This window comes from Novosphingobium sp. Chol11 (assembly GCF_900218065.1).
Lineage (GTDB): Bacteria > Pseudomonadota > Alphaproteobacteria > Sphingomonadales > Sphingomonadaceae > Sphingobium > Sphingobium agri.
Genome location: NZ_OBMU01000001.1, coordinates 2452911 through 2479567, shown reverse-complemented (window position 1 = coordinate 2479567; position 26657 = coordinate 2452911). Strand labels below are relative to the sequence as shown.

The 26657-nt window shown below is 63.9% G+C and carries 27 protein-coding genes; 16 read left to right on the top strand and 11 right to left on the bottom strand.

Annotated features, from left to right (window positions below; all coding sequences use genetic code 11):
• From ssb to NCHOL11_RS12305, 4 genes are all read right to left on the bottom strand, one after another.
• The coding region (ssb, locus tag NCHOL11_RS12320; RefSeq protein ID WP_097092552.1) for a single-stranded DNA-binding protein at positions 1–519 on the bottom strand (519 nt) is incomplete at its 3' end.
• 25 nt (positions 520–544) lie between these two features.
• Positions 545–2401, bottom strand: a complete 1857-nt coding sequence (gene feoB, locus NCHOL11_RS12315) for a ferrous iron transporter B (RefSeq protein WP_097092551.1) — start codon at positions 2399–2401, stop codon at positions 545–547.
• A complete protein-coding gene (locus tag NCHOL11_RS12310; RefSeq protein WP_097092550.1) occupies positions 2398–2652 on the bottom strand; it encodes a FeoA family protein in 255 nt (84 codons plus the stop codon). The genes feoB and NCHOL11_RS12310 overlap by 4 nt, the downstream gene beginning before the upstream one ends.
• A gap of 87 nt (positions 2653–2739) precedes the next feature.
• A complete protein-coding gene (locus tag NCHOL11_RS12305; protein ID WP_097092549.1) occupies positions 2740–3405 on the bottom strand; it encodes a COQ9 family protein in 666 nt (221 codons plus the stop codon).
• A 142-nt stretch (positions 3406–3547) separates the two neighbouring features.
• Between NCHOL11_RS12305 and NCHOL11_RS12300 the strand changes: the two genes are divergently transcribed.
• From NCHOL11_RS12300 to ribH, 6 genes are all read left to right on the top strand, one after another.
• Positions 3548–4240: an energy transducer TonB gene (locus NCHOL11_RS12300; protein ID WP_097092931.1), complete on the top strand. Its 693-nt coding sequence runs from the start codon at positions 3548–3550 to the stop codon at positions 4238–4240.
• Positions 4241–4305: 65 nt separating this feature from the next.
• Positions 4306–4761 carry a hypothetical protein gene (locus tag NCHOL11_RS12295; protein WP_380800049.1) on the top strand — a complete coding sequence of 152 codons (456 nt, stop codon included), beginning with the start codon at positions 4306–4308 and terminating at the stop codon, positions 4759–4761.
• 8 nt (positions 4762–4769) lie between these two features.
• On the top strand, positions 4770–5753 hold the full coding sequence (gene ribD, locus NCHOL11_RS12290) for a bifunctional diaminohydroxyphosphoribosylaminopyrimidine deaminase/5-amino-6-(5-phosphoribosylamino)uracil reductase RibD (protein WP_255254785.1): 984 nt from the start codon (positions 4770–4772) through the stop codon (positions 5751–5753).
• 32 nt (positions 5754–5785) lie between these two features.
• The gene (locus tag NCHOL11_RS12285; RefSeq protein WP_097092548.1) at positions 5786–6397 is read left to right on the top strand and encodes a riboflavin synthase; all 612 of its coding nucleotides are present in this window, start codon (positions 5786–5788) and stop codon (positions 6395–6397) included.
• Between the two features lie 71 nt (positions 6398–6468).
• Positions 6469–7752, top strand: a complete 1284-nt coding sequence (ribB, locus tag NCHOL11_RS12280; RefSeq protein ID WP_097092928.1) for a 3,4-dihydroxy-2-butanone-4-phosphate synthase — start codon at positions 6469–6471, stop codon at positions 7750–7752.
• A gap of 14 nt (positions 7753–7766) precedes the next feature.
• The gene (ribH, locus tag NCHOL11_RS12275) at positions 7767–8189 is read left to right on the top strand and encodes a 6,7-dimethyl-8-ribityllumazine synthase (RefSeq protein ID WP_097092547.1); all 423 of its coding nucleotides are present in this window, start codon (positions 7767–7769) and stop codon (positions 8187–8189) included.
• Positions 8190–8257: 68 nt separating this feature from the next.
• On the opposite strand, the gene NCHOL11_RS12270 is transcribed toward ribH, so the two are convergent.
• From NCHOL11_RS12270 to NCHOL11_RS12255, 4 genes are all read right to left on the bottom strand, one after another.
• The gene (locus NCHOL11_RS12270; protein ID WP_097092546.1) at positions 8258–9340 is read right to left on the bottom strand and encodes an alkene reductase; all 1083 of its coding nucleotides are present in this window, start codon (positions 9338–9340) and stop codon (positions 8258–8260) included.
• Positions 9341–9439: 99 nt separating this feature from the next.
• Complete coding sequence (locus NCHOL11_RS12265) at positions 9440–10705, bottom strand: DUF445 domain-containing protein (RefSeq protein WP_255254784.1); 1266 nt, start codon at positions 10703–10705, stop codon at positions 9440–9442.
• Positions 10706–10776: 71 nt separating this feature from the next.
• On the bottom strand, positions 10777–13938 hold the full coding sequence (locus NCHOL11_RS12260; protein WP_097092545.1) for an efflux RND transporter permease subunit: 3162 nt from the start codon (positions 13936–13938) through the stop codon (positions 10777–10779).
• A gap of 24 nt (positions 13939–13962) precedes the next feature.
• Positions 13963–15132 carry an efflux RND transporter periplasmic adaptor subunit gene (locus tag NCHOL11_RS12255; RefSeq protein WP_097092544.1) on the bottom strand — a complete coding sequence of 390 codons (1170 nt, stop codon included), beginning with the start codon at positions 15130–15132 and terminating at the stop codon, positions 13963–13965.
• 174 nt (positions 15133–15306) lie between these two features.
• On the opposite strand from NCHOL11_RS12255, the gene NCHOL11_RS12250 reads away from it, so the two are divergent.
• Entirely contained in the window at positions 15307–15555 is a 249-nt protein-coding gene (locus NCHOL11_RS12250; protein WP_097092543.1) for a GlsB/YeaQ/YmgE family stress response membrane protein, read from the top strand.
• A 68-nt stretch (positions 15556–15623) separates the two neighbouring features.
• On the opposite strand, the gene NCHOL11_RS12245 is transcribed toward NCHOL11_RS12250, so the two are convergent.
• From NCHOL11_RS12245 to NCHOL11_RS12235, 3 genes are all read right to left on the bottom strand, one after another.
• Entirely contained in the window at positions 15624–15878 is a 255-nt protein-coding gene (locus NCHOL11_RS12245) for a GlsB/YeaQ/YmgE family stress response membrane protein (RefSeq protein ID WP_022682486.1), read from the bottom strand.
• A 201-nt stretch (positions 15879–16079) separates the two neighbouring features.
• Entirely contained in the window at positions 16080–16379 is a 300-nt protein-coding gene (gene sciP, locus NCHOL11_RS12240; RefSeq protein ID WP_097092542.1) for a CtrA inhibitor SciP, read from the bottom strand.
• A gap of 107 nt (positions 16380–16486) precedes the next feature.
• Complete coding sequence (locus NCHOL11_RS12235; protein ID WP_097092541.1) at positions 16487–16783, bottom strand: hypothetical protein; 297 nt, start codon at positions 16781–16783, stop codon at positions 16487–16489.
• Positions 16784–16907: 124 nt separating this feature from the next.
• On the opposite strand from NCHOL11_RS12235, the gene mnmA reads away from it, so the two are divergent.
• The 9 genes from mnmA to bioD all read left to right on the top strand — a co-directional run bounded on the left by mnmA (position 16908) and on the right by bioD (position 26574).
• Complete coding sequence (gene mnmA / locus NCHOL11_RS12230; protein WP_097092540.1) at positions 16908–18014, top strand: tRNA 2-thiouridine(34) synthase MnmA; 1107 nt, start codon at positions 16908–16910, stop codon at positions 18012–18014.
• 41 nt (positions 18015–18055) lie between these two features.
• The gene (hisG, locus tag NCHOL11_RS12225) at positions 18056–18718 is read left to right on the top strand and encodes an ATP phosphoribosyltransferase (RefSeq protein WP_097092539.1); all 663 of its coding nucleotides are present in this window, start codon (positions 18056–18058) and stop codon (positions 18716–18718) included.
• Positions 18708–19997 (top strand): histidinol dehydrogenase, encoded by a 1290-nt coding sequence (gene hisD, locus NCHOL11_RS12220; protein ID WP_097092538.1) that lies wholly within the window; start codon positions 18708–18710, stop codon positions 19995–19997. The genes hisG and hisD overlap by 11 nt, the downstream gene beginning before the upstream one ends.
• A gap of 84 nt (positions 19998–20081) precedes the next feature.
• A complete protein-coding gene (gene nusB, locus NCHOL11_RS12215; RefSeq protein WP_097092537.1) occupies positions 20082–20528 on the top strand; it encodes a transcription antitermination factor NusB in 447 nt (148 codons plus the stop codon).
• A gap of 44 nt (positions 20529–20572) precedes the next feature.
• Positions 20573–21487: a thiamine-phosphate kinase gene (gene thiL, locus NCHOL11_RS12210; protein ID WP_097092536.1), complete on the top strand. Its 915-nt coding sequence runs from the start codon at positions 20573–20575 to the stop codon at positions 21485–21487.
• A 251-nt stretch (positions 21488–21738) separates the two neighbouring features.
• On the top strand, positions 21739–23862 hold the full coding sequence (locus tag NCHOL11_RS12205) for a sodium-translocating pyrophosphatase (protein ID WP_097092535.1): 2124 nt from the start codon (positions 21739–21741) through the stop codon (positions 23860–23862).
• Positions 23863–24052: 190 nt separating this feature from the next.
• The gene (locus tag NCHOL11_RS12200) at positions 24053–24733 is read left to right on the top strand and encodes a DUF2490 domain-containing protein (protein WP_097092534.1); all 681 of its coding nucleotides are present in this window, start codon (positions 24053–24055) and stop codon (positions 24731–24733) included.
• 105 nt (positions 24734–24838) lie between these two features.
• Positions 24839–25963 carry an 8-amino-7-oxononanoate synthase gene (locus NCHOL11_RS12195; RefSeq protein WP_097092533.1) on the top strand — a complete coding sequence of 375 codons (1125 nt, stop codon included), beginning with the start codon at positions 24839–24841 and terminating at the stop codon, positions 25961–25963.
• Positions 25960–26574: a dethiobiotin synthase gene (gene bioD / locus NCHOL11_RS12190; protein ID WP_097092532.1), complete on the top strand. Its 615-nt coding sequence runs from the start codon at positions 25960–25962 to the stop codon at positions 26572–26574. Before NCHOL11_RS12195 ends, bioD begins: the two co-directional genes overlap by 4 nt.
• Positions 26575–26657: the final 83 nt, after the last annotated feature.

Genomic DNA, 26657 nt, shown 5'->3' with positions numbered 1-26657 from the left:
CGCGCCGCCGCGCCCGCCGCCCGATGAGCGGCCGCCGCTGCCGCCGCCAAAGCCGCCGCTGCTGCTGCCACCGCCGAAATCATCATAGTCGCCGCCAAAGCCGCCGGAGCTGGCGCCCCAGTCACTGCCGCCGCCCTGCGAGCGCCCGCCGCCTTGGCCACCGCCCGGCGCGCCGTCCAGCATGGTCAGCACCGCGCCCGGACCCTGAAGCACGACTTCGGTGGTGTAGCGGTCATTGCCCGACTGGTCCTGCCACTTGCGCGTGCGCAGTTGACCCTCGACATAGACCTTCGAACCCTTGCGCAGGAAGCGCTCGGCGACGCCCGCCAGTCCTTCGGAAAAGATCGAGACGCTATGCCATTCGGTGCGCTCCTTGCGCTCGCCCGACATGCGGTCCTTCCAGCTTTCGGACGTGGCGATGCGAAGGTTGCACACCTTGCCGCCATTCTGGAAGCTCTTCACCTCCGGGTCAGCGCCCAGATTGCCGACCAGAATGACCTTGTTGACCGAACCCGCCATATTTCCTCCGATACTTTGGAGGTTCTTATAGCCCCGCTGCCGTCGCGGTCCAGTAGGTCAGGCCCGCAGCGGCATAGGCAAGCGCGAAAAGATAGCCGATCATGAAGAGCGGCCATCTCCAGCCATTGGTTTCGCGCTTCGTAACGGCGATGGTCGAAATGCACTGCGGCGCGAAGACGAACCAGGCGAGGAACGCAAGCGCAGTGGGCAGCGGCCAATTGTCCTTCAGCCGGTCGCCCAGGCTGCGTTCCAGCTTTGCCTCATCCTCATCGGCATCGAGCGAATAGACCGTGGCGAGCGCGGATACCGCCACTTCGCGCGCCGCCATCGCCGGGATCAGCGCCAGGGAAATGTCGCGGTTGAAGCCGATCGGCTCCAGCACGACGTTGAGCCCGTTGGCGATCCGCCCGGCGACCGAATAATTCACCTGGCTGACGGCGCTGTCTTCCGGCGCCTTGGGAAAGCTCAGCAGCAACCAGAGGATCACTGTGGACGCGAAGATGATCGTGCCCGCGCGTTTGAGGAAGATGATCGCGCGCTGCCACAGCCCCAGCACGATGTCCTGGGGGCGCGGCCATTGATATTTCGGCATTTCCATCAGGAATCCGCCGCTTGCGCCCTTGGTTACCGTGAGGCGCAGCACCAGCGCCACCAGCATCGCACCGATAATTCCGGCAATATACAGGCAGAAGAGGACGAGGCCCTGAAGGCCGATGCCCAGGCCTACATTCCGCGCCGGAATGAAAGCGCCGATAATGACCGCATAGACCGGCAGCCGGGCCGAGCAGGTCATGAGCGGCGCGATCAATATGGTCGTCAGCCGATCCTTGGGATCGGAAATGGTGCGCGTCGCCATGATCCCGGGCACGGCGCAGGCGAAGGATGAAAGCAGTGGGATGAAAGCGCGGCCCGACAGGCCGACGCGCGCCATCAGGCCATCCATCAGGAATGCGGCGCGAACCATATAGCCGGTCGCTTCCAGCATCAGGATGAAGAAGAAGAGGATCAGGATCTGCGGCAGGAAGACGACGACCGACCCGACGCCGTTGATGACGCCATCCACCAGGAAGGACCGTAGCAGCCCGTCCGGCAGCGCGTCGCTTGCTGCCGAGCTGGCCGCTTCCGCCAGCCCTTCGATCATGGCGATGGGCGCTTCCGACCAGGCATAGACCGCCTGGAACATGATGAAGAGCAGCGCCAGCAGCAGCAGCAGCCCGGCGACGGGATGCAGAGCGACCCGATCGACCGCAGCCGTCAACCGGCGGGAAGGTGTTTCGCGCACCACCGCCGCGCGGGCGATCCTGCGGGCCTCGCTCCGCAACGCGTCGAAGCCAAGCGGCGCGGCGGAGGGCCGCGCCTTGACGCTGCCATCGAACAGCGCGTCCAGTTCAGTCCGCAGATGGTCGAGGCCACGCTTGCGCACCGCGACGGTCGAGATCACCGGCACGCCCAGTTCGCGCGAGAGGATATTCGCATCCAACTCCAGCCCATCGCGGGTGGCGAGGTCGACCATATTGAGCGCTACCACGGTCGGCAGGCCAAGCGCGATCAGTTCAAGGGCGAAGCGCAGGTGATTGTCGAGATTGGAGGCATCCACGACCACAACCAGCGCATCCGGCAGGCGTTCGCCATGCTGTTTGCCAAGCACGACGTCGCGGGTCACCTGCTCATCGGGGCTGGTGGGGTTGAGGCTGTAGGTGCCGGGCAGGTCGACCAGTTCGAGCGGGCGGCCATCGGACAGCGACAGCCTGCCTGCCTTGCGCTCTACGGTCACGCCCGGATAATTGCCCAGTTTCTGCCGCGCGCCCGTCAAGGCGTTGAACAGGGCGCTCTTGCCGGCATTGGGGTTGCCGACCAGCGCAACCAGCGGCAGGCTGCTCATGCGGCGTCCGCCGGGCCCGTGCGGACTATGATCGCGGCGGCGTGATTGCGCCGCATGGCAATGGTCATGCGTCCGACCTTGCAGGCGATCGGACCTCGGCCAAGCAGGCCGCCATGGTGCAGCGCTTCGACGCTCGCGCCTTCGCACAGGCCGAATTCGCGCAGGCGCTGGCCGTCCGACGCGGTCAGCGCGTCCCAGTCGATCAGGTCCACATAGGCGGGCTGGCGCAACGGCAGTTCGGTCAGGCGCAAGGAAGAAGAGCTCGCTGAAGTCACCTGCGAGTGACTATCAATATAGATAGGAAAAGGCCAGCCGGAATCGCGGCCTCCTCGTTGGGGTCAGATGGCGGGATAACGGAGCCTGCCGATGAAGCGGGCAAGGCTCAGCCTTTCCCCGCCGCCGATGCCCTTCCACTTGGCCTTCGCCCGTTCGAAGCGCATCACGCCTTCGATGCGGCGATCGAGGAAGGCGCGGCTGTCCGCCCAATCGTCGCTCTCGTCATCGACGAACACCAGCAGCGTCGCGGCATAGACGCCCGCCAGCGTCAGGCGCTTGCTATAATGATTGAGGTCAGTGGCGTGATCGCCAGCGGCGCGCCACATGACATCGGCCGCCCGCCAGCCCAGCCGCGCCGCCCGAACGCTGTTCTGCGGCAGCGCCATGATGGCGAGCGCGCGGCGCAACGCCTCCCTGTCGCGGGCGAGCAGTGTCAGCCGCGCCGTTATCAACGAGACGATACGCTGGCGGATCGACATGGTGACCAGCTTTTCCGGCGGGAGCGCTTCCAGCATGCCTGCGTCGATGCTCGCGAACCAGGCGTCGATCATGTCCATCGCTCCGCCGGGAAAGGCGAGCTGCGCGATCTCGGCATCCACGCGTCCTTCCGAAGCGGCCATGGTGACGGCTTCCGCCCGCCAGCCGTCGAAGGCGGCATGGCGCGGGATGATCGGCGCGAGATACGCCCGCACTTCGTCCAGGGTCGGGTCTTCGGATAACGTCTTCATGGCTCCTATGGTAAGGTGCCGCATGCCAGCGCACAAGTTCCCTCCACGGCATGAACATAATGTTGCAACATATCACTAGATATGATGTAACATTATGTTGCAGCGGCGGCTCAAGCCGCGCAAGTTGAGGATGGAGGATGCAATGGCAGTATCGGCAATGCATGCGGCAAATGGCCACCAGCGTGGCTACAGCGGTGGCGGGGGATCGCCCGCCGCGATCGGGGCGACCATCGCGGTCCATGCGCTGGTGGTCGGCGCTTTCATCCTGATGCCCAAGGAGGTGATCGCGCCTTATGTGCCGCAGATCCTGATCGGCAATCAGATCCCCCTCGATCCTCCGCCGCCGCCCGAAGCCCAGCCGCAGCCCGCCGAGACCAAGCTTCGCGCCCAACCGACCATAGACCCGATCCCCTCCAATCCCGATGATCTGGTGAAGCTGCCCAATAGCGGTGAGGGGCCGTTAGTGCCCACAGGCGGAACAACCGCTGGCACCGGTGCGGGCGGCAGTGTCATCGATCCGCCCATCGAGCCGGTACGTGAACCCGTTGTCACAGAAGTCGGCATCGACCCGCGCGCCATGGCGGCCTTCCAGCCCGATTATCCCGGTTCGATGATCCGGCAAAGCGTGGAAGGCTCGGTCACTGTCCGCGTCAGCATTGGCGCGGACGGCAGGGTGACGGGCATCGAGCGGCTGTCGGCGACGGATGAGGCCTTCTGGATCGCCACCCAGCGGCATGCGATGCGCAAGTGGCGCTTTCGCCCCGCGACTCGCGATGGCGTGCCGGTGCCAGGAACAAAGGTTCTCACCGTCCATTTCAAGCTGACCGACAGGTGAGCCTGACGGCGCCGGATGCAAGGCGCGGCTTTGCATCCGGCGCCGCCCTATCCTATATAGCGGCGATGGCGATCTTCCCCCGTCCGGTCTCTCCCAAAAGCGCGCTTGGCGACCTGTGGAGCTATTTCCGCGAGAATCGGCCGCATAAATGGCCGCTGCTCGGGCTGTCGATGGCGATCACCTGGGTCATCATCTGGGTGTTCATGGTCGACGCCAACACCAACACCATGCCGACCCGCAACAAGATCATCTATGTGCAGAGCTGGGACGCGAGCCGGTCGGACGCCGCCATCATCCTGCAGCAGAAGATCGACCTCGCGAAAAGCGAAGCGGCGCTGCAAAAACGGCAGAAGCAGATGCAAGGATGGGCCGACGCATTCGGCATCGACTGGCGCACCGAGGAAGCCCGCAACAGCGCCAGGCGCAAGGAAGCTTTGAAGCAGATCAACGCGCAGCTCGATTCGCGGCTGGCCAAGGCGGAAGCGGCGGAAAAGGCCGCGCCCAAGACCAGCCAGAATTGAGTTTCCCGATGGCCGACCCCGCCGACGACCGCCGTTTCATGGCAGCGGCCATTGCCCTGTCGGAACGTGGCCGGGGCCTGTCCACCCCCAATCCCAATGTCGGCTGCCTGATCGTTCGCGATGGAGCCGTCGTCGGCCGTGGCTGGACCCAGAAGGGCGGTCGCCCCCATGCCGAAGCGCAGGCGCTGGAAGAGGCGCAGGATCAGGCGCGCGGTGCCACGGCCTATGTGACGCTGGAACCCTGTTTTCACCTGTCCGCCCGTGGGCCGCGCTGTGCCGACCTGATGGCACGAGCAGGCGTGGCCCGCGTGGCGATCGCGCTTCGCGACCCCGACCCGCGTACCGACGGGCAAGGCGCAGGGCATCTGCGCGCGCGCGGCATTCAGGTAGAAATGGGCGTGATGGCGAAGGAGGCTGCTGCGGCCATGCGTGGTTTCGTCCTGCGCCAGACGCTGGGCCGCCCCGCCGTCACCTTGAAGCTTGGCCTGTCGCTCGACGGCTGCATCGCGCTCACGGACGGGGCCAGCCGCTGGATCACAGGAGGGGCCGCGCGCGCGCATGCGCATCTGGAGCGGGCGCGCCATGACGCCATCCTTGTCGGCGGCGGCACGCTGCGCGCCGACGCCCCGCGCCTCGATGTGCGCCTGCCGGGGCTGGAGGATCGCTCTCCCCGCCGCCTGCTGCTGACGCGCGGCGATGCGCCCGAAGGTTGGGAAGCCGTCGCGCAGCCCGAAGAGATCGCCGCGCTCAATCATGTCGATCATCTGATGGTGGAGGGTGGCGCTTCAACCGCAGCGGCGTTCCTGTGGGCCGACTTGGTCGACCGTCTGCTCCTTTACCGCGCACCGATTATCATCGGCGGGGGCCTTGCTGGCATCGGCGACATCGGCCTGTCGGACCTCGCCCAGGCGCATCATCGCTGGGCCCTGACCGACGCACGGCAACTGGGCGATGACCGGCTGGAGGTTTACGAAAGGCGGCGCGGCGCTTAGGAGCGTCACCGAACCAGCAGGATCACGCACCCATGTTCACCGGCATCATCACCGACATCGGCACCATCCGCTCCGCCGAGCAGCGGGGAGACCTTCGCCTTGTCATCGGCAGCGCTTATGACATGGACAGCGTTGCCATCGGCGCCTCGATCGCCTGCTCCGGCGCTTGCCTGACCGTGGTCGAGAAGGGGCCTGACTGGTTCGCCGTCGATCTGTCCGCCGAAACGGTGGATCGCACCGCGCCCGGTCTCTGGCGGCAGGGCGGAAAGCTGAATCTGGAACGCGCGCTCAAGGTGGGTGACGAGCTCGGCGGCCATATCGTGACTGGCCATGTCGATGGCGTCGGCACATTGGTATCGGCCGCCCCTGAAGGGGATTCGACCCGGCTGGTGATCGCCGCGCCTCCCGCACTCGCTTCCGCTCTCGCGGCCAAGGGATCGATCACCGTCGATGGCATTTCGCTGACCGTCAACAGCGTCGAAGATCAGCCGGACGGTTCCGTCCACTTCGGCCTCAACATCATTCCGCACACCGCCGCTGCGACGACGTTGGACGCTCTGGTCGAAGGGCGATCGTTCAATCTGGAGATCGACGTGCTCGCCCGCTACCTCGATCGGATGCAGAGCCTGCGCCAAGCAATGTGATTGCAGCTTGATAAAATCACATCTTGATGTGATAACCAGACTCCAAGACCCTGTTGGTCAAGGAGTCGCTCATGTCTTCCGCTCTTATCGATACCGTCCGCACCCTGGTGAATGAAGGGGGCATGTCCCGTTCGGGGCTGGCACGCGCTGCGGGCCTTCATGCCAATTCTCTCCGCAGACTGGGCGAAACCGACTGGAACCCCACCGCCGAAACGCTTGGCAAGCTGGAAACCTATCTGGCCCGGCGTGAAGGCGGCACCGCCCTCGCCTCGCCGGAAGAGATCATCAACGAAGCCCGCAACGGCCGCATGTTCATCCTGGTCGATGATGAAGACCGGGAAAATGAAGGCGATCTGGTGATCCCAGCGCAAATGGCGACGCCGGACGCAATCAACTTCATGGCGACCCATGGCCGTGGCCTCATCTGCCTGGCCTTGACCAAGGATCGGGTCGATCATCTCGGCATCGACCTCATGAGCCGCAACAACGGCACGCGGCATGAAACCGCCTTCACGGTGTCGATCGAAGCGCGGGAAGGCGTCACCACCGGGATCAGCGCTGCCGACCGCGCGCGCACCATCTCGGTCGCGATCGACGGTTCGAAGGGCCGTGAGGATATCGTGACGCCCGGCCATGTCTTCCCTCTCGTCGCCAAGGATGGCGGCGTTCTGGTACGCACCGGCCATACCGAGGCTGCTGTCGACGTGGCGCGTCTCGCCGGACTCAACCCGTCGGGCGTGATCTGCGAAGTGATGAAGGACGACGGCACCATGGCGCGCCTCGATGATCTCATCCCCTTCGCCCAGAAGCACAAGATGAAGATCGGCACGATCCGCGATCTCATCGCCTATCGCCGCCGTCATGACCATATGGTCGAGCGGCGGGCCGAAACCGTCTTCAACAGCAAGTGGGGCGGCGACTGGAAGGCGATCAGCTTCTACAACAAGGCGACCCAGACGGACCAACTCGTGCTGCAGAAGGGGCATGTTTCGCCTGATGAGCCCACGCTGGTCCGGGTGCATCAATTATCCCTGCTCGACGATGTTTATGGAGCGAGCGGTCCCCGCTGTGGCATCTTGGGCAAATCGATGGAGATCATCTCCCAGGAAGGGGCGGGCATCATTGTGGTCCTGACCAGCAATTCGCCGTCGGACTTTGTTACCCGTATCCTGCGCCATCATGCGGGCCAGCCGGGCAGCGGCATGGATGAACTGCGCGATTATGGCGTGGGCGCGCAAATCCTTGCGGAGCTTGGCGTCCACGACATGGTGCTGCTCACCAATAGCAGCCACAGCCTCATCGCGCTTGACGGCTATGACCTTGCCGTGGTTGGGCACCGGCCCATCGAGCTATAGGAAGGATAACGGCCGTGGCGAAATTCCTGATCGTTGAAGCCCGCTTCTACGACCATCTCAATGATCTGCTGATCGAAGGCGCGGTGGCCGCGTTGGAGGCGGAAGGGCATAAATATGACGTAGTGACGGTGCCGGGCGCGCTGGAAATCCCCGGCGCGGTCGCGCTGGCGGCGGAGTCCGGCCGTTATGACGGCTTCGTGGCGATCGGCGTGGTGATCCGCGGCGAAACCTATCATTTCGAAGTGGTGTCGAACGAAAGCGCGCGGGGCCTCATGGCGCTCAGCATGGATGGCATCGCCATTGGCAACGGCATCCTGACTGTCGAGAACGAGGCGCAGGCGCTCACCCGCGCCAAGCCGGATGAAAAGGACAAGGGCGGCGAAGCTGCAAAGGCCGCCATTGCCATGCTGGCGTTGCGCGAGAAATTCGGCGCCTGATCCCTGCGCCGCTGCTCACAAGAAAAAGGGCCGCCCTTGATCGGAGCGGCCCTTTTTCCATCAAGGGTTCAGCCTGCCTTGGCGAGAACCGGATAATCGACATAGCCCTCGCGGCCCTGCGTGTAGAGCGTGTCGGTGCTCAAGGGATTGAGCGGAGCGCCTAGCGACAGGCGATCCGGCAGGTCCGGATTGGCGATGAACGGGCGTCCGAAGCTGATCGCTTGGGCAAGGCCGCTGTCCAGATCCTCCTGCGCCCGGGCCGCGTCATAATCGCTGTTCAGGACGAGCGGCCCGTTGAAATGACGGCGGATCAGGGGGGACTGGCGCGGAACGTCGCTCGCTCCCCGTGTGCCCTCCGGACGCAGTTCGCGCATCTCTAGGAAGGCGATCCCGATTGGGTCCAGCGCCTTGGCGATGGCGATGGCAAGGCTGGCGGGATCGCTATCGTCCGTGCCTTGCGACGCGCCGTTGATGGAAATGCGCACCGCCGTCCTGTCAGCACCGATAGCATCCGCGACGGCCTGGGTGATTTCGCGCAGCAGCCGGACGCGCTTCTCCGGGCTGCCGCCATACTCGTCCTGCCGCTGGTTGACGCCGTCGCGCAGGAATTCGTCTATCAGATAGCCGTTCGCGGCGTGGATCTGGGCGCCATCGAACCCGGCTTCACGCGCGTTGCGCGCAGCGGTGACATAGCTAGCGATCAGGCCTGGGATTTCGTCCGCTTCCAGCGCGCGCGGCTGCTCATAGGGCTTGTTGCCGTCATAGCTATGGGCGTGGCCGGGCGCGGTGATCGGGCTGGACGATACGGGCGGCTGCCCGCTGACGCTGGAATGGACCAGGCGGCCCATGTGCCAGAGCTGCGCAAAGATGCGGCCGCCCGCATCATGCACGGCCTGGGTGATCGGCTTCCAGGCCTCCACCTGCTCGGCCGACCAGATGCCCGCCGCGAATGGCCAACCTAGGCCTTGCTGAGACACGCCGATGCCTTCGCTGATGATCAGGCCCGCCGTGGCGCGCTGGCGATAATAATCGGCCATGATCGGCGTTGGCACATGGTCGCGGGTCGCGCGGGCGCGGGTCAGCGGCGCCATCAATATCCGATTGCGTGCCTTGACGGCGCCTAGTTGAACGGGATCGAAGAGGCTGATCATGAAAATCCCCTTATCAAAGTTGCTATTTGCAACTGAAATGCTCGTTGACGCCAGTTAGGGAGCCAAATTCAGGCTTTCAAGGCCGCGCGCCGCAAAATTTCAAAACAGCGTGTCGACCGTGTGAATGGCCAGGCCGACGAGTCCACCGACCAACGTCCCATTGATGCGGATATATTGCAGGTCGCGCCCGACGGCGCTCTCCAGTCGGCTCGTCACCGTGCCCGCATCCCAGCCGCGCACCGTCTCGCTGACCAGCGTCACGATGGAATCGCCATAGGCGGCGGTCGCGCCGACCGCAGCCCGGCGCACAAAGCGGTTGATCAGCAGGCGCAGGCGCGAATCCTCCTGCAATGTCGTTCCCAGTTGCTGCAATGCTTCGCCGAGCCGCCCGGCCATCGCCTTGCCGGGGTCACGCACCGCGCGCAACAATCCGGAACGGGCTTGCTCCCACAGGCCGTCTATCCAACGCTGCATCGCCGGATTGTCCACGATCTCGTCTCGGATGCGCGCTACGCGCTCCTGCATCGCCGGGTCGAATTGCAGGTCGCTTGCCAGCTTTGCCATGCTTTCTTCGGCCTTGAGGCGCAGGCTATGTTGCGGGTCAGCGGCCATTTCCGCCAGCAGCCGCCGCAGCCCGTCGATGATCGCGTTGGACAGGTTTTCGTCCAATCCTGTCCATCGCAATATCTTGCCCGCCCGGTCGTGCACCATCTGGCGGATAAGATGGTCATTGGCCTCCAATGTGCGATCGGCCCAATGGATGATGCCGTCCATCACCGGCGCATGGCGGCCGTCGCGCATCGCCGCCTCGATCGCCTGCCCGATCAGCGGCGCGACGTTCATGCCGCGCAGCCGTTGGGCGATGGCGCCCTTGACCATGCCGCCAAGCCGCTCCTGATCAAGCGCCTCCAGCATGTCCGCCACCAGCCGCGATGCGCCTTCGCGCAAGCGGCCGTCCCCGCCTGCGGGGCTGGCGAGGAAGCGCCCGGCGGCCGCTGCGACATCCAGCCGCTGCATCCGGCGCGCGACCACGGCGGGAGTCAGGAAATTGTCTCTCAGGAACAGCGCAAGCGTGTCGCCAATCCGGTCCTTGTTGCGCGGAATGATCGCCGTATGCGGGATCGGCAGTCCCAGCGGATGCCGGAACAGCGCCGTCACTGCGAACCAGTCCGCCAGACCGCCCACCATGGCGGCCTCCGCAAAAGCCTGAACGAAGCCGATCGCGGGGTGCAGGTGGACCGTGGATCGCGCGGCGAGGAACAGCAGCGCCATCACGATCAGCATGCCCGTCGCCACCAGCCGCATGTCGCGCGGGGTCCGGGCAGGGGCATGCGCGGCGGGCAGGGACACGGGAAGCTGCTTCATCGTCCGTCCAACGGTTACGCCGCCGTTTCGTTCAGCCGCACGCGTCTTTCACGCTGATCAGCCAATTGGCTTCACTCCGCCGGTTGTGCAGTTCCTTCATGCTTTGCGTCGTCTCCCGCCTTATAAGTAAGCAGGCGTCGGCCAAGGCGCGGTCCCGCCCATCCTTCCAGTTGCAGCGCCAAACTGAATGTCGCAGGCACGATGACGAGCGTGAGGAGCGTGGACAGAAGCAGCCCGCCGATCACCGTAATACCCATCGGCGCGCGCCACGCGCTGTCCCCGCCAAGCGAAACCGCGGTCGGCACCATGCCCGCCACCATTGCGACCGTGGTCATGACGATCGGCTGCGCGCGCTTGTGCCCGGCATCGATGATCGCGTCGAAACGAGGAACGCCCTTCTGGATTTCCTCGAGTGCGAAGTCGATCACCAGGATCGAGTTTTTCGCGACGATGCCCAACAGCATCAAGACGCCGATCATGACCGGCATCGAAATCGGATTGCCGGTAAGATGCAATGCCAAGGCTCCGCCGAGCGGGGCCAGCAGCAGCGAGCCGAGATTGACGAAGGGCGGCATCAACCGCTTGTACAGCAGCGTCAGCACCGCGAGCACCAGCAGGATGCCGGAAATCACCGCGACGGCGAAGTTTTTCAGCATTTCCGCCTGCCATTTCGACTCCCCGGTATTGATCTTCTGAATGCCGGTGATGCGGCCTTCGTTGATCTCCTTCATCGTGGGCAGGGCGTTGATCTTCTTCATCGCCTGACTGCTGACGATGCCTGGGGCAAAGTCGGCATCGACGACGATCCGGCGTATCTGATTATATCGGCGGATTTGCGTCGGCCCAGCGCCGAATTCGACGTCGGCAACGACTTTCAGCGGAACCGAACCGCCGTTGACCGTCGGCACGGGCATGTTCTCGATGGTCGTGATATCGCTTCGGCTATTCTCTTCCACCGCGACGCGGATCGGGATCTGCCGGTCCGACAACGAGAATTTCGCGGTATTCTGATCGATGTCGCCGATCGTCGCCACCCGGATCGTCTGGCTGAGCGCGGCCGTCGTGACGCCAAGGCTGGCGGCCAGGTCGAAGCGCGGCTTGATGATGATCTCGGGCCTGTTCATGTCGCCCTGGACGCGAGGCGCCCTGATTTCCTTCACGCTCAGCATCTCGCCGACCAGCTTGTTTGCAGTTTGGTCAAGCAGTTCGGCATTGTCGCTGCCCAGCATGATGGTAACGTCGCGGCCCATGCCGCCACCTGCCTGCGACTGGAAGTTCACGCGGGCATCTGCGATTTGCTGGAATTTGGGTGCCATGCTGCGTTCCCATTCCACGGAGGACGCAGGCCGGTCCTTCTTGAGCGTCAGATAGATGTTTGCGCTGGTCGGTTGGATGTCCGCGAAAGCCGCGTCGACAAATTGCTTGTCCGCCGTCAGCATGTCGGCCACGCGGCGCGCAACCTGAGTAGTCTGCGCAAGCGTGCTGCCCGGGACGGTTTCGATCTTCACCTGACTGTAATCGGTGTTCATCGACGGCTGGAACGCCATAGGCAGGGTGCCGAAGGCAAGCAGCGTCGCCAGGAACGCGAGCCCCCCTATACCCACCGTCCAGATCCGGTGATCGCGCAGCCATGCGGCAAAGCGCGGCCTTGCGCCCCGCGTGCGATGCGCATTGGCCCGGCTTTCATCCAGCGACCAGTGGAGCACCCGCATATAGACGTCCATCAGCCAGCCTTCGCCATGGCTTTCCTGCCCATGCGCCTTCAGGAAATAGGCGGCGATCATCGGCGTGATCAGGCGAGCGACGGCCAGGCTGAGCAGCACCGCCACTACCACGGTCATGCCGAACTGGATGAAGAACTGACCTGAAATGCCCGGCATCAATCCGACCGGCAGGAACACGGCAACAATCGCCATGGTCGTAGCCAGCACGGCCAGCCCAATTTCGTCAGCCGCGTCGATCGAAGCCTGGTAGGCCGTCTTTCCCATGCGCATATGGCGGACGATATTCTCGATTTCCACGATGGCATCGTCGACCAGCACGCCCGCAACCAGACTCAAGGCCAGGAGCGAGGTGACGTTGAGCGTGAAGCCCATCATATCCATGAACCAGAAGGTCGGAATGGCCGACAGCGGAATGGCCAGCGCGGCGATGATCGTCGCGCGCCAGTCGCGGAGGAACAGGAACACCACGACGACGGCAAGCACCGCGCCTTCGATCATCGACTGCATCGCCGCGTGGTACTGGCTCTTGGTGTAATCGACGCTGTTGAACAGCTCCCTGTAACGGACCTTCGGATTTTCCTTCTTCAGCTGCTCCATCACCTTCATCGCATCGTCGAATACGGTGACGTCGGATGATCCCTTCGCCTTTTCCAGGCTGAAGCTCGTCACCTGCATGCCGTTCATCAGCGAAAGCGATCGCTGTTCGGCAAACATGTCGCGAACATCGGCTAGATCGGACAGCTTTACGGTGCGGCCCCCTGGGATGGCTATCTGGGTCTGGCCAAGCGCATAGGCATCCTGTGCGTTGCCGAGCACGCGGATCGCCTGTTCGGCTCCGGCGATTTCGGTGCGTCCGCCCGCAGCGTTCAGGTTGACCTGCTGCAACTGTTGATTGACCTGCGCGGCGGTGACCCCATGGGACTGCAACTTTGCCGGGTCGAGAATGACGCGTATCTCGCGGGTGACGCCGCCACCGCGCCGGACTGCTGCCATGCCCGGCACCGCGAGCAGCCGCTTGGCGACGGTATTGTCGACATACCATGACAATTGTTCGAGGGTCATGTCGGTGGCTTCGGCGCTGAAATAGGCGATCGGGCGATCGGCATCCAGGCGCGTCACCTGCGGTTCCAATATGCCTTCGGGCAGGTCGCTGCGGATTTGGTCGACCGCATTCTTGACGTCATTGACGCCCCGGTCGATCGGAGTTCCGATCTGGAACTGGACGATCGTCGTCGACTGACCTTCAGAGACTGTCGAGGTGATCTCGTCCACGCCGCTGATGCCACGCACCGCCGCTTCGACGCGCTGGGTTACCTGGGTTTCCAGTTCAGGCGGTGCGGCGCCCGGCTGTAAAACCATCACTTGAGCAACGGGAAAGGTGACATCCGGCTGCTGGTTGACGTCCATGCGGCCGAAGCTGACCATGCCGGCCAGCAGCAGGGCAACGAACAGCACGAGCGGGGACACCGGGTTGCGGATGGCCCAGGCAGAGATATTGCGAAAACTCATGACGGCTTCCTCGCCTGCGCGGGCTTACCCGGCCTTTTGAACTTGTGGCCGCACCTTCTGCCCCGGCCGCAGGAATGCGCCTGCGGATGCGACAATGCGTTCGCCGCCATTGAGGCCGCGCGTCACCGGAACACCCTTGGGAGAGACCTGCCCGACCTCGACGCCGCGCCGTTCAGCCTCATTCCTTCCGTTGACGACGTAGACGAAGTGCCCCTTGGCATCCGTCTGAATGGCGGATTCCGGCAGCAGCGGTGCCGTGGCGGTGCCGCTCACGATCCTGGCGGCAGCAAAGCCGCCTGGCCTGATTTCCTTGTTGTAGGGAATGGCGATGCGGGCAATGCCCTGCCGCGTCTGCGGATCGACGACCGGCGATACCTGCCAGACGCGGCCTGAAAATTCGGTCTGACTGCCGACAGGCGTGACCGTTGCGCTGTTGCCCGGCCGCAGCGTCGCAAGATCGCCTTCGCTCAGCTGGGTCAGAAGCTCCATCTCGCCACCCTTGGCCATGCGGAACAGCACGCCGCTGCCCGAACCCACAATCTGTCCCGGCTCCACCTCTCGCGTCAGGACGAGGCCCGCGGCAGGCGCGCGAATATCGAGCCGCCCGGTGCGGGCGCGTTGTTCGGCAAGCTGCGCTACGGCGACATTGACCCGAGCGTTGGCGGCGTCGCGCGTGGCGGTACGCTGATCGATGTCGGCCCGGCTGATGAAACCGCGCTTCACAAGAGCCTGGGCCCGGTCGAGCTGCGCCTGCGCCAGCTTCGCATCGGCCCGATTGACCTCCAGCTGTGCGGCGAGCGAACGAATCTGCTCGGTCTGGACCGATCGTTCGATCACTGCCAGCACCTGTCCGGCGCGCACCCAGTCGCCCGGTTGCACCAGCACGCGCGTGACCTGTCCGCCTTCGCCCACCACGCCGACCGGCATGTCGACCCGAGCGGCAAGCGATCCGGTGCCGCTAACGGTGCGGGGGACGATGGACTGCCCGGGAACCAGCACGGTGACGACCGGCGCCTCTTCCACCGTGGCGGCCGCATCCTCGCCCTTGCCATGCATGCTGATCCAGGCGGCGGCAGCAATCAGGATGATGGCGATCACAGCGCCAATCGTCAGCGCCCGCCGCTTGGAAGAGCGCGGTTCTTCGCCAAAGATGCGCGCCGGAGCGTCGCCGGCAACCTGAGTTTCGTAGTTCATCCTGGTTCCATCAACGGACGGCGGGCCGGCAGGTGCTGTGTTATATAAATACAGCACCCTGCTCAACCCTAAATACACTGTGCGCACCAACGGGGCAACGGCGGCCCTGGCCCGCGCGCTTGCCAAATCGGCGTACCTGTGGCGCTATGGGGGATGTGGCCGGAGGAGGCTAGGATGGAATTACTGGGGTGGATCATCGTGGGCCTGCTCGCTGGAGCGATCGCCCGTCTGGTGATGCCTGGCCGCGATCCAAGTGGATGCGTCGTGACTATATTGCTGGGGATAGCGGGTGCGCTGTTCGCCGCTTATGTCGGGCGTCTGCTCGGCATCTATGAACCCGGGCAGCAGGCGAGCTTCCTTGCTGCGGTTCTCGGGTCCATCGCGGTTCTGGCAATTTACCGGTGGTTCGCGCGGCGCGGTTGACCGCATGACGAAAAGGGCTGCGCCGAAACGCAGCCCTTCATACCCGCCAGCGATGCTTTGGGTGGTTTTTAACGCACCGATCCGCGACGGACCAGGTTAACGATGGCAAGCAGCACGATGGCGCCTACCAGGGAAACGAGGAAGCTATAGAGCGTCAGGCCATCATTGATCGAACCGCCGCTAAAGATCAGGCCGCCGATGAACGCGCCGACGATGCCGACGACGATGTTCAGCAAAATGCCCTGTTGCGCATCGGTGCGCATGACCATGCTGGCAAGCCAGCCAATGATACCACCGACAACAAGCCACAAAATGATACCCATTTCACACTCTCCTTGGACCAGCGCCCCCAGCGGGTTGGCTGATCTATTCAACGGCGAACTCGGCTTCGCGTTCCCTGAGAAATGTTTCTGGGTTGACAATGGCTGGTGAATCGAATGGCCCACCAACAGAAAGAGCCGCCGAATCTGCATTCGGCGGCTCTTGCCCGAAGCGCGTCCAGCATGTGCCGGACTGGCGGATCGTCAGTATTTCTGCTGCCGTTCGTAGAGCGACTTGTAATATTGAATCCGCGTCACGCGCAGGCCGTGCATGCCTGAACGGTCCACGGCGCGCTGCCATCCTGCAAATTCCTCCAGCGTCAGCGAGTAACGCGCGCAGGCTTCATCGACCGTAAGCAGGCCTCCATTGACGGCTGCGACGACCTCAGCCTTGCGGCGGACGACCCAGCGCGTCGTGTTGGCAGGCGGCAGGCTCTCCAGAGTCAAGGGTTCCCCGAGCGGCCCGACGACCTGAGCAGGTCGGATTTTTTGATTTTCTATCATTCTCACCCTCAAAAAGCGGCACTGGCATTGCCGAATTCAGCAGCGGCAACCGGTATGCGCGTCAGCCCTGAAGATCAGCTAAAGCGCCACGGTAAACGCCCCCTTCATCATCCTTGTCCCACTCTTAAATGCTGTGCGATCAACGGGTTGAAGCTTCCCGTCGGGCGCGCGGCTTCGATCATGCCGCTTGGACGTGGCGCGAACACTTCGGCCAAATCCTGGATCCAGTCTCCTGGTTCATCCTGCCCCCGCAGGACCCCGGCAACCGCCTGAGCGGTCGGGCTGGCCGCCTGCTCCGCCGCGGAAGCGGCGCGCAGCAGCGGCCAGACCGGCGCGTGCGGCCGGCTGACAGGTCTGGCATTGGCGGGTTTAAGCCCGCCTGCCCGAAGGAAACCGAAATCCATGGGAAGGATAAGTAGGGGAGAAAGGATAAAGTCCGGTAAACTCGCGCAACCGAAACGATGCTTTGGAGGCGAAAGGGCCGAATCCGGCTGGAATGCATCGCAGCGGGCGATTATATGGCCGCCTATGCAGCCCGAATTTCAGTTGCCCGAACCGCTCGCGAAGCGGCGAATCGTCGTTGCCATGTCAGGCGGCGTGGATTCCAGTGTCGTTGCCGCTCTTGCTGCACGCACGGGCGCGGAAACTATTGGCGTGACGCTCCAGCTTTATGATCATGGCGCGGCGGTCGGCCGCACCGGCAGTTGCTGCGCCGGGCAGGACATACGCGACGCGCGCGCTGTCGCCGATCGGATCGGTATTGCCCATTATGTCTTTGATTATGAGAGCCGCTTTCGCGATTCGGTGATCGCGGACTTCGCCGATGAATATATGTCGGGACGGACGCCTATCCCCTGCGTCAAATGCAATATGGGGGTGAAGTTCACCGACCTGTTTCAGATCGCGCGAGACTTGGGCGCGGACTGTCTGGCGACCGGCCATTATGTTCGCCGTGTCGAAGGCGCGCAGGGTGCTGAACTGCACCGGGCTGCGGACCCGGCGCGCGACCAGAGCTATTTCCTTTTCGCCACGACGCAGGCCCAGCTCGATTATCTGCGCTTTCCGCTGGGTGGCCTACCCAAGCCGCAGGTCCGCGAAATAGCGGCGGAACTCGGCCTCTCCGTGGCGCTGAAGCCCGACAGCCAGGACATCTGCTTCGTGCCCGATGGCGATTATGCAGGGGTGGTGCGCAAGCTGCGCCCCGATGCCGACGAGGGCGGCGACATCGTCCATGTCGATGGGCGCGTCCTCGGCACGCATAAGGGGCTGATCCACTACACCGTTGGCCAGCGCAAGGGGCTGGAGATTGGTGGACAGGCCGAGCCGCTTTATGTCGTCCGCCTCGATGCTGACGGGCGGCGGGTAATCGTCGGACCCAAGGCCGCGCTGGCGGTGTCTGCGGCGCGGCTGAGCGACATCAACTGGCTTGGCGGCACCTTCACTGGCCCCCTGACGGCCAAGGTGCGCTCCATGGCCAAGCCCGTAGCGGCCCGGCTGGAGGGTGATCGCCTGGCTTTCGACGCGCCCGAATATGGCGTCGCGCCGGGGCAGGCGGCGGTGCTCTATGCGGGCGACCGGGTGCTGGGGGGCGGCTGGATCGAGGCCACCGAAGCGGCGCTGGCGCACGCTGCATGAATATTGTCCTTTATGGCGCGCGCCGCTAAGGCCCGCCGGTCATGACTCGTCCGCTCACCCTTGCCATCCCCAAAGGCCGCATCCTCGATGAGGCGCTGCCGATGCTCGCGCGCGTCGGCATAGAGCCGGAGGCGGAGTTTCATGACAAGAAGAGCCGGGCGCTGCGCTTCGCTACCAATCGCCCTGACATTTCGATCATCCGCGTGCGCGCCTTCGACGTGGCGACCTTCGTCGCCCATGGGGCGGCGCAGATCGGGATAGTAGGGTCCGACGTGGTGGATGAGTTCGACTATTCCGAGCTTTATGCGCCGGTCGACCTCGACATCGGTCATTGCCGCCTCTCAGTCGCCGAACCGGTCGATCTTGCTGGGGAGGATGAGGCCGCGATGAGCCATGTGCGGGTCGCCACCAAATATCCCTATCTGACCCGCCGCTACTATGAGGCGCGCGGAATTCAGGCGGAGTGCGTGAAGCTGAACGGAGCGATGGAACTCGCGCCCTCGCTCGGCCTGTCGCGGCGGATCGTCGATCTCGTGTCGTCGGGCGCGACACTCAAGGCGAACGGGTTGGTCGAAACCCATGTCATCATGCAGGTCTCGGCGCGGCTGGTCGTCAATCGCGCCGCCTACAAGATGCGTTCGGCCGAACTGGCGCCGTTGGTGGAAGGCTTCCGCAAGGCCGTAGGAGGCAGGGATGCCGCTTAGGCTCGACAGCCGTGACGCCGACTTCGCCGCCGCCTTCACGGCGCTGGTCGATGCCCGGCGCGAGGCGGATGAAGATGTGTCCCGCGATGTCGCGGCGATTCTGAAGCGCGTCCGTGCGGAGGGCGATGCAGCGCTCGCCGATTATACCAGCCGGTTCGACCGGCACGATCTGGAAGCAAGCGGCTGGGCGGTCACCCCCGCCGAGTGCCGCGCGGCGCTGGACGGCATCTCGTCCGAATTACGCGAAGCCCTCGAACTCGCGGCGGCACGTATCACCGCCTATCATGAAAAGCAGAAGCCGCAGGACAGCGATGGCACCGACAGCGCTGGCGTGCGGCTGGGCGCACGCTGGCGGCCGGTCGATGCGGCCGGGCTTTATGTACCGGGCGGCCGGGCGGCGTATCCCAGCTCGCTGCTGATGAACGTCATTCCCGCCAAGGTGGCTGGCGTGTCGCGCATCGCCATGGTGACGCCGACGCCCAATGGCGTGATCAACCCGCTCGTCCTCGCCGCTGCCAGCATCGTCGGTATCGAGGAAATCTGGCGCGTCGGCGGCGCTCAGGCGGTGGCGGCGCTTGCCTATGGCACGGATCGGATCAAGCCTGTGGATGTCGTCACCGGGCCCGGCAATGCCTGGGTCGCTGAAGCCAAGCGGCAATTATATGGCGTCGTCGGCATCGACATGGTCGCTGGCCCATCCGAGATCGTTGTCGTCGCCGATGGGAAAAATGATCCGGACTGGATCGCCGCCGATCTGCTGAGCCAGTCGGAGCATGATCCGACCAGCCAGTCGATTCTGTTCACGGACGATGCGGTTTTCGCCGACGCGGTTGCAGCGGCGGTGGAAAGGCGCTTGCCGCTCTTGTCGACGCAGGCGGTCGCCACGACTAGTTGGGCTGCAAATGGCGCGATCATCCTTGTGCGCGATCTTGAAGAGGCCATGCCGCTCGTCAACCGCCTGGCGGCTGAGCATCTGCAACTGGCTGTGGATGATCCCGAAATCCTGTTTGCGCAGGTTCGTCATGCCGGATCGGTGTTTCTGGGCCGCCTGACCCCTGAAGCGGTGGGCGATTATGTCGCGGGACCGAACCACGTCCTGCCCACCGGGCGGCGCGCGCGTTTCTCCTCGGGGCTGTCGGTGCTCGACTTCATGAAACGCACCAGCTTCCTCAGCCTTGATCAGGCCGCGATCGATGCGATCGGCCCGGCGGCGGTTGCGCTGGCGGAGGCGGAAGGGCTGCCAGCGCACGCCGCCTCGGTGGCGGTGCGGCTGAGCTGATCATTTTCGTTCGGTTCGAGCCTGTCGAGAACCGGATGCGCAGGGTTCTCGACAGGCTCCAATTGATCGGAATAGAAGACCTTTATGAACGAACGCTCCAAATCCCGCTCCGCCGCCCGCCTTGCCGCGGTGCAGGCGCTGTACCAGCTGGAAATGGAAAGCACGCCGCTTAGCGTCCTGCTGCATGAATTCCATCAGCACCGGCTCGGCGCGACGATCGAGGATGTGACCTATGCCGAAGCGGAGGAAATCTTCTTCGACGATATCGTGACTGGCGTTGACAAGCGGCGCGGCGAAATTGACGGACTGATCACCGCCCGCCTTTCGAAGGGCTGGAGCCTCGAGCGTCTGGACAGGCCCATGCGGCAGATCCTGCGTGCGGGCGCCTATGAGCTCATCGCGCGCCGCGATGTGCCGACCGGAACCGTGATCAGCGAATATGTCGACGTGGCTCACGCCTTTTACGACAAGCGCGAGGCGGGTTTCGTGAACGGCCTGCTGGATGGCGTCGCAAAGGATGTGCGGAAGTAACGAACCACTTCTGTTAGGGCCAAGGGCGAACGGAGGTCATTTTCATGTCCCCTGAATTCCGCTTCCTGACCCTCCTCCGCCTGCTGGCCAATGATCCCGCCGCGCGCGGACTGCAGGACGATGCGGCCGTTCTGGACGTGGGCGGCTCGCGGCTGATCCTCACCAGCGACACGATGGTGGAGGGGGTGCATCATCTTGCCAGCGATCCTCCCGCCGACATCGGCTGGAAGCTGGCGGCGGTCAATCTGTCCGACCTCGCTGCCAAAGGCGCACGGCCGGTCGGCTGTTTGCTAAACTATGCGCTGTCAGGCGATGACGCCTGGGACGCCGCCTTTCTCGAAGGATTGGGGGAGGCACTCGGCCGTCATGCCATGCCACTTCTGGGTGGAGACACGGTAAAGATGCCGCAGGGTAGCGCGCGCAGCTACAGCCTGACTGCGGTTGGGGAGGCAAGCGGGCCTGTCCCTGCCAGGAGCGGCGCGCAGGCGGGTGATCGCCTTTATCTCACCGGGCCAGTGGGCGACGCAGGAGCGGGTCTGGACTTGCTCCGATCGAACCCGGCCGCGTCAGGGCCGCTGGTCGAGGCCTATCGGCGTCCCAGGCCCCGTCTTGCGGAAGGCGCGCTACTCGCGGGCCAGGTGCATGCGATGATGGACGTGTCGGACGGGCTCCTGATTGACGCTATGCGCATGGCGCAGGCCAGCGGGCTCGCCGTCACCATCGACCATGTGCCGCTGTCCCCCGCGCTGGAACTGGTGAGCGGCGGCGGCACGGCCGCTCAGATCGCCGCCGCGCGCGCAGGCGATGATTATGAACTGCTGTTCGCCATGCCGTCCTCCGCCAAGCCGCCGGTGAGGGCCATTCCTGTGGGCAGCTTCTCTCCCGGGTCAGGCCTCACGCTGATGATCGACGGGACGTCAGTGCCGCTGCCGGACCGGCTCGGCTGGGAACATGGTTGAAAGCCGAGCGCGCAACAGCTTGATTCAGGTGCGTTTCGTAACGGCTTGACGCCGCTCATCCTGCCTGTAGCTTCGCGCCATCCTTTTCTCAGCCCGGTTGGACGCCATCATGTCCGTGACCTTGACGCTGATTGATGCGGTGCCTGATGCCGGAAGTGCGAATTCCGGCCGCCCGCCTTCATGCCTTTCGTCCGCCCGTTTTTCCCTGCGGAGCGGCCGATGACAGGAAAACAAGGGGGAGAGGAACATCCATGCAGATTGTCTATATCGCCATAGGGTGCGGCCTGCTGGCCGTGCTCTACGGCTTGTTCACCAGTCGTCAGGTGCTGGCAGCGTCTGCCGGCAATGAAACCATGCAATCCATAGCGGGCGCGATTCAGGAGGGGGCGAAGGCCTATCTCAGCCGCCAATATATGACGATCGGCATGGTCGGAGTCGTGGTGGCGGCCCTGGTCTTCTTCTTCCTGGGCGGGACCTCCGCCATCGGATTTCTGATCGGCGCGATCCTGTCAGGGGCGGCAGGCTTCATCGGCATGAACATTTCCGTACGCGCCAATGTCCGTACCGCCGAAGCGGCACGCACGACATTGCAGAGCGGGCTTACGGTGGCTTTCCGCGCGGGCGCCATCACCGGCATGCTGGTGGCAGGGCTGGCGCTGCTCGCGATCAGCGTCTTCTTCTGGTATCTGACGGGGCCAGCGGGCCATGCTCCCGATGACCGGCTGGTGATCGACTCTCTGGTAGCGCTTGCATTCGGCGCCAGCCTCATCTCGATCTTCGCACGGCTGGGCGGCGGCATCTTCACCAAGGCGGCAGACGTCGGCGCTGACCTTGTAGGCAAGGTGGAAGCGGGCATTCCGGAAGATGACCCACGCAACCCCGCCGTGATTGCGGACAATGTCGGCGACAATGTCGGTGACTGCGCGGGCATGGCGGCCGATTTGTTCGAAACCTATGTCGTGACGGTCGGCGCGACCATGGTCCTCACCGCCCTGCTGGTGAGCGGTGTCGACAACGCCTTTCTGCAACGGCTGATGTCCCTGCCGCTGATCGTTGGCGGCGTGTGCATCATCACCTCGATCATCGGCACCTATATGGTGCGTCTCGGTTCCAGCCAGTCCATCATGGGCGCGCTTTACAAGGGGTTCTGGACCACCGCGATCCTCTCGATCCCTGCGCTCTATTTTGCAACCAGCTTCACGCTGGGGGACTTGAATGCACGCTTCGGCACTGACCTGGATGGCGCAGGCGGCTATACCGGCATGGCCTTGTTCTGGGCGATGATGGTCGGGCTTGCTGTCACTGGCCTCATCGTCTGGATTACCGAATATTATACCGGCACCAATTATCGCCCGGTGCGCAGCATCGCCCGTGCGTCCGAAACCGGCCACGGCACCAACGTGATCCAGGGCCTGGCCGTCAGCCTGGAAGCGACCGCGCTTCCGACGCTTGTGATCGTCGCGGGGATCATCGTCGCGCATCAGCTGGCGGGGCTGATCGGCATCGCCTTTGCAGCGACCGCGATGCTGGCGCTCGCGGGCATGGTCGTGGCGCTGGACGCCTATGGCCCTGTGACGGACAATGCGGGCGGCATCGCGGAGATGTCGCATCTCGACGACAGCGTGCGGGTCAAGACCGACGCGCTTGATGCCGTGGGCAACACCACCAAGGCAGTGACGAAGGGCTATGCCATCGGCTCGGCTGGGCTCGCAGCGCTTGTGCTGTTCGGCGCCTACACGGAGGACCTCAAATTCTACAACTCGGCCCTCGGCCTGACTGAGCCGGTCGATTTCAGCCTGTCCAATCCTTACGTCATTGTCGGTCTGCTGCTGGGCGCATTGCTGCCCTATCTGTTCGGCGCGATGGGCATGACGGCTGTCGGCCGCGCCGCGGGCGACGTTGTGAAGGACGTTCGCGATCAGTTCGCCATCAACAGCGGCATCATGGAAGGCACCTCGCGCCCTGATTATGCCCGCACGGTCGATCTCGTCACCCGCGCGGCGATCAAGGAGATGATCATACCCAGCCTGCTGCCGGTGCTGGCGCCGATCATCGTCTATTTCGCCATTTCCGCCGTAGCCGGGACGCCGAACGGCTTTGCGGCGCTTGGCGCTTTGCTGCTTGGCGTCATCGTGTCGGGCCTGTTCGTCGCGCTCTCGATGACCTCAGGCGGGGGCGCCTGGGACAATGCCAAAAAATATATCGAGGACGGCAACCATGGTGGCAAGGGATCGGACGCGCACAAGGCGGCGGTGACCGGCGATACGGTGGGTGACCCTTATAAGGACACCGCCGGACCCGCCGTCAATCCGATGATAAAGATCACGAACATCGTTGCCTTGCTGCTGCTCGCCGCTCTCGCACACGGTGTCTGACGGCAAAAATTTTCGAGGACGAAGATGGCCCTGTCCGGCGACGGACGGGGCCATTTTAGTGCGATCTGGATCGGCCATGGCGCATGATAACTTCAGAAACAATTGTCACAAAAACTACATAAAATGGAAATGACATGGTCACATAAAGCTCATAGTCGGCCCCCGCGCCACAAGGCGATGGGAGATCATGATGCGACCGACTTTGAAGCTGTTGACGGCCTCGCTGGCCTTGGCTGTGCCATCTCTGGCACATGCGACTGAGGATGATCAGCTTTGGACGGGCGTCAGCGCCACGGTGAAGCTGAGCGACAAATGGCGCTTCTCTCAGGAAGTCATCACCCGGTTCAGCGAAGACCGCGACGGCCTTTACGAGGTCGAGATGAATTCGCTCCTCGGCTACAAGGTGACGAAGAATGTGACGGTCTGGGCGGGCTACACCCACGATCCCAACTACAATGCCGGCGAATTCGCCGTGATGGAGCATCGCGGCCGCCAGCAGGTGACGTTCGACAATATCGTGAAGATCGGTCCTGGCCAGTTGAGCGCGCGCCTTCGCCTGGAAGAGCGCTGGCGCGAAGGTGTCGATGGCACCGCGTGGCGCTTCCGCCCCTATGTCAAATATGTGCTGCCTTTCAAGGAAGGCGGCAAGACCGCCCTGGTGCTGAGCCATGAAAGCTTCATCGACCTCAACACCACCAATTTCCAGCGGGTCGAGGGGGAGGAGCGGATGCGCAACCTGATCGCTATCACCACCCCAATCGCGAAGAATGTGAATGCGGAAATCGGCTATCTGCATCAGCATGGCTTCCGGCCCAATGCGGAAGATGCCAATGACAATGTGGCGTCCTTCGCGCTGAGCTTCTCCTTCTGATTATTCGAACTTAGGCGGGGGAGGAGGGTGCCTCCCTTGCTCGACGGATGAACGCGAGGCCCTCCAGCTTGCCCCTGTGCCTGTCGCGGGCCTATAGGGCCCGCCATGACAAGCGAACCCTTCCGCTCGCAACTGGCGGCTCTTGAAAGTCGCGGCCGCCTGCGCCGCCTGGTGCCGCGCGCCGGGCGCGATTTCGCCTCCAACGACTATTTGGGCTTGGCGTCCGATCCGATGATCGGCCAGGCGGTGGCGGATGCTGTGGCGCGGGGCGTGCCCGTGGGATCGGGTGGCTCCCGCCTGCTGCGCGGCAACGCGCCCGAGCATGAGGGGCTGGAGGCGAAGGCTGCGGCCTTCTTCCGCACGCAGGCAGCCTTGTTCCTCGCCAATGGCTTCGCAGCCAATAGCGCGCTGTTTTCAACATTGCCACAGCGTGGCGACCTGATCGTTGCGGATGAACTGATCCATGCCAGCGTTCATGACGGCATTCGCCTGTCCAAGGCCGCCACTGTCTTTGCCCGGCATAATGATGTGCAGAGTTTTGCCGACCTGATCACCGCCTGGCGGGGGGAAGGCGGCAAGGGCCGCATCTGGATCGCGGTCGAAACGCTTTATTCGATGGACGGCGATACGGCTCCGCTCGCTGATCTTGCCAAACTGGCGGCGCAGCATGATGCGATGCTGATCCTCGACGAAGCGCATGGCACGGGCGTGTCCGGCCCGAGCGGCCGGGGCTTGTCCGCCGGGTTCGACGGGCTGCACAATGTCGTGACGCTCCATACCTGCGGCAAAGCCATGGGCGTGGAAGGCGCACTGATTTGCGGGCCGCAGATCATCATTGACTATTTGATCAACCGCGCACGAGCCTTCATTTTCTCCACCGCGCCCTCGCCTCTGATGGCGGTGGCGGCTTCGGCCGCACTCGATCGGATCGAGCAGGCGGACGACCTGCGCGCGCGGCTGAAGACGCTGTGCGTCGATGCCGCCGAAGTGATCTGCGCACCCTTGGGCCTGCCTGCGCCGCGTAGCCAGATCGTGCCGATCCTGCTCGGCGAGGACCGGCGCGCCATGGCCGCCGCCGCCGCGCTTCAGGAGGCAGGCTTCGACGTGCGCGGCATTCGGCCACCTACCGTCCCGCCGGGCACCAGCCGCCTGCGCATTTCCCTGACATTGAATGTCGGCCGAGCCGATGTGGCGGCGCTTGGGGAAGAATTGCAGAGGGTCTTGGGATGACGCGCTTCCTGGTCACCGGAACGGACACGGATATCGGCAAGACGGTCTTCGCCGCAGGCTTGGCGGGCGCACTTGGCGCATATTATTGGAAGCCGGTTCAGGCCGGCGTCGATCCAGAAGGCGACAAGGAAACGGTCGCCCGGCTTGGCGGCATTCCCAAGACCCATATCCTTCCCGAGGCCTACCGCCTCAGGACGCCTGCTTCGCCTCATCTGGCGGCGCGTATCGACGGGGTGGAGGTGTGTCTCGACAAGCTCACCCTGCCACAAGTGGACGGGCCGCTGGTTGTGGAAGGTGCAGGCGGCGTGCTAGTGCCGGTCAGCGAAACGCTGCTGATGGCCGATCTCTTTGCATATTGGCAGCTGCCGGTGATTCTTTGCGCGCGCACCGCGCTTGGCACCATCAATCACAGCCTGCTCAGCATCGAGGCGCTGCGCAGCCGGGGCGTGCCGCTGGCAGGCATTGCTTTCATCGGCGATCCACATGAGGAGAATGAGCGGATCATCCCGCAGCTTGCCAAGGTGCCCAGCCTCGGCCGTCTCCCCCGCCTGGACCCGCTGGATGCTATCAGCCTGAAGGCTGCTTTTGCCGAGAATATCCGCCTGCCCTGAACCGGGCGGCAGCCGCTTTTGCGTGATTTTCGATAATTGACATGGACTTGTCACGCTGCGCCGGGTCAATTGCCATGATCGGA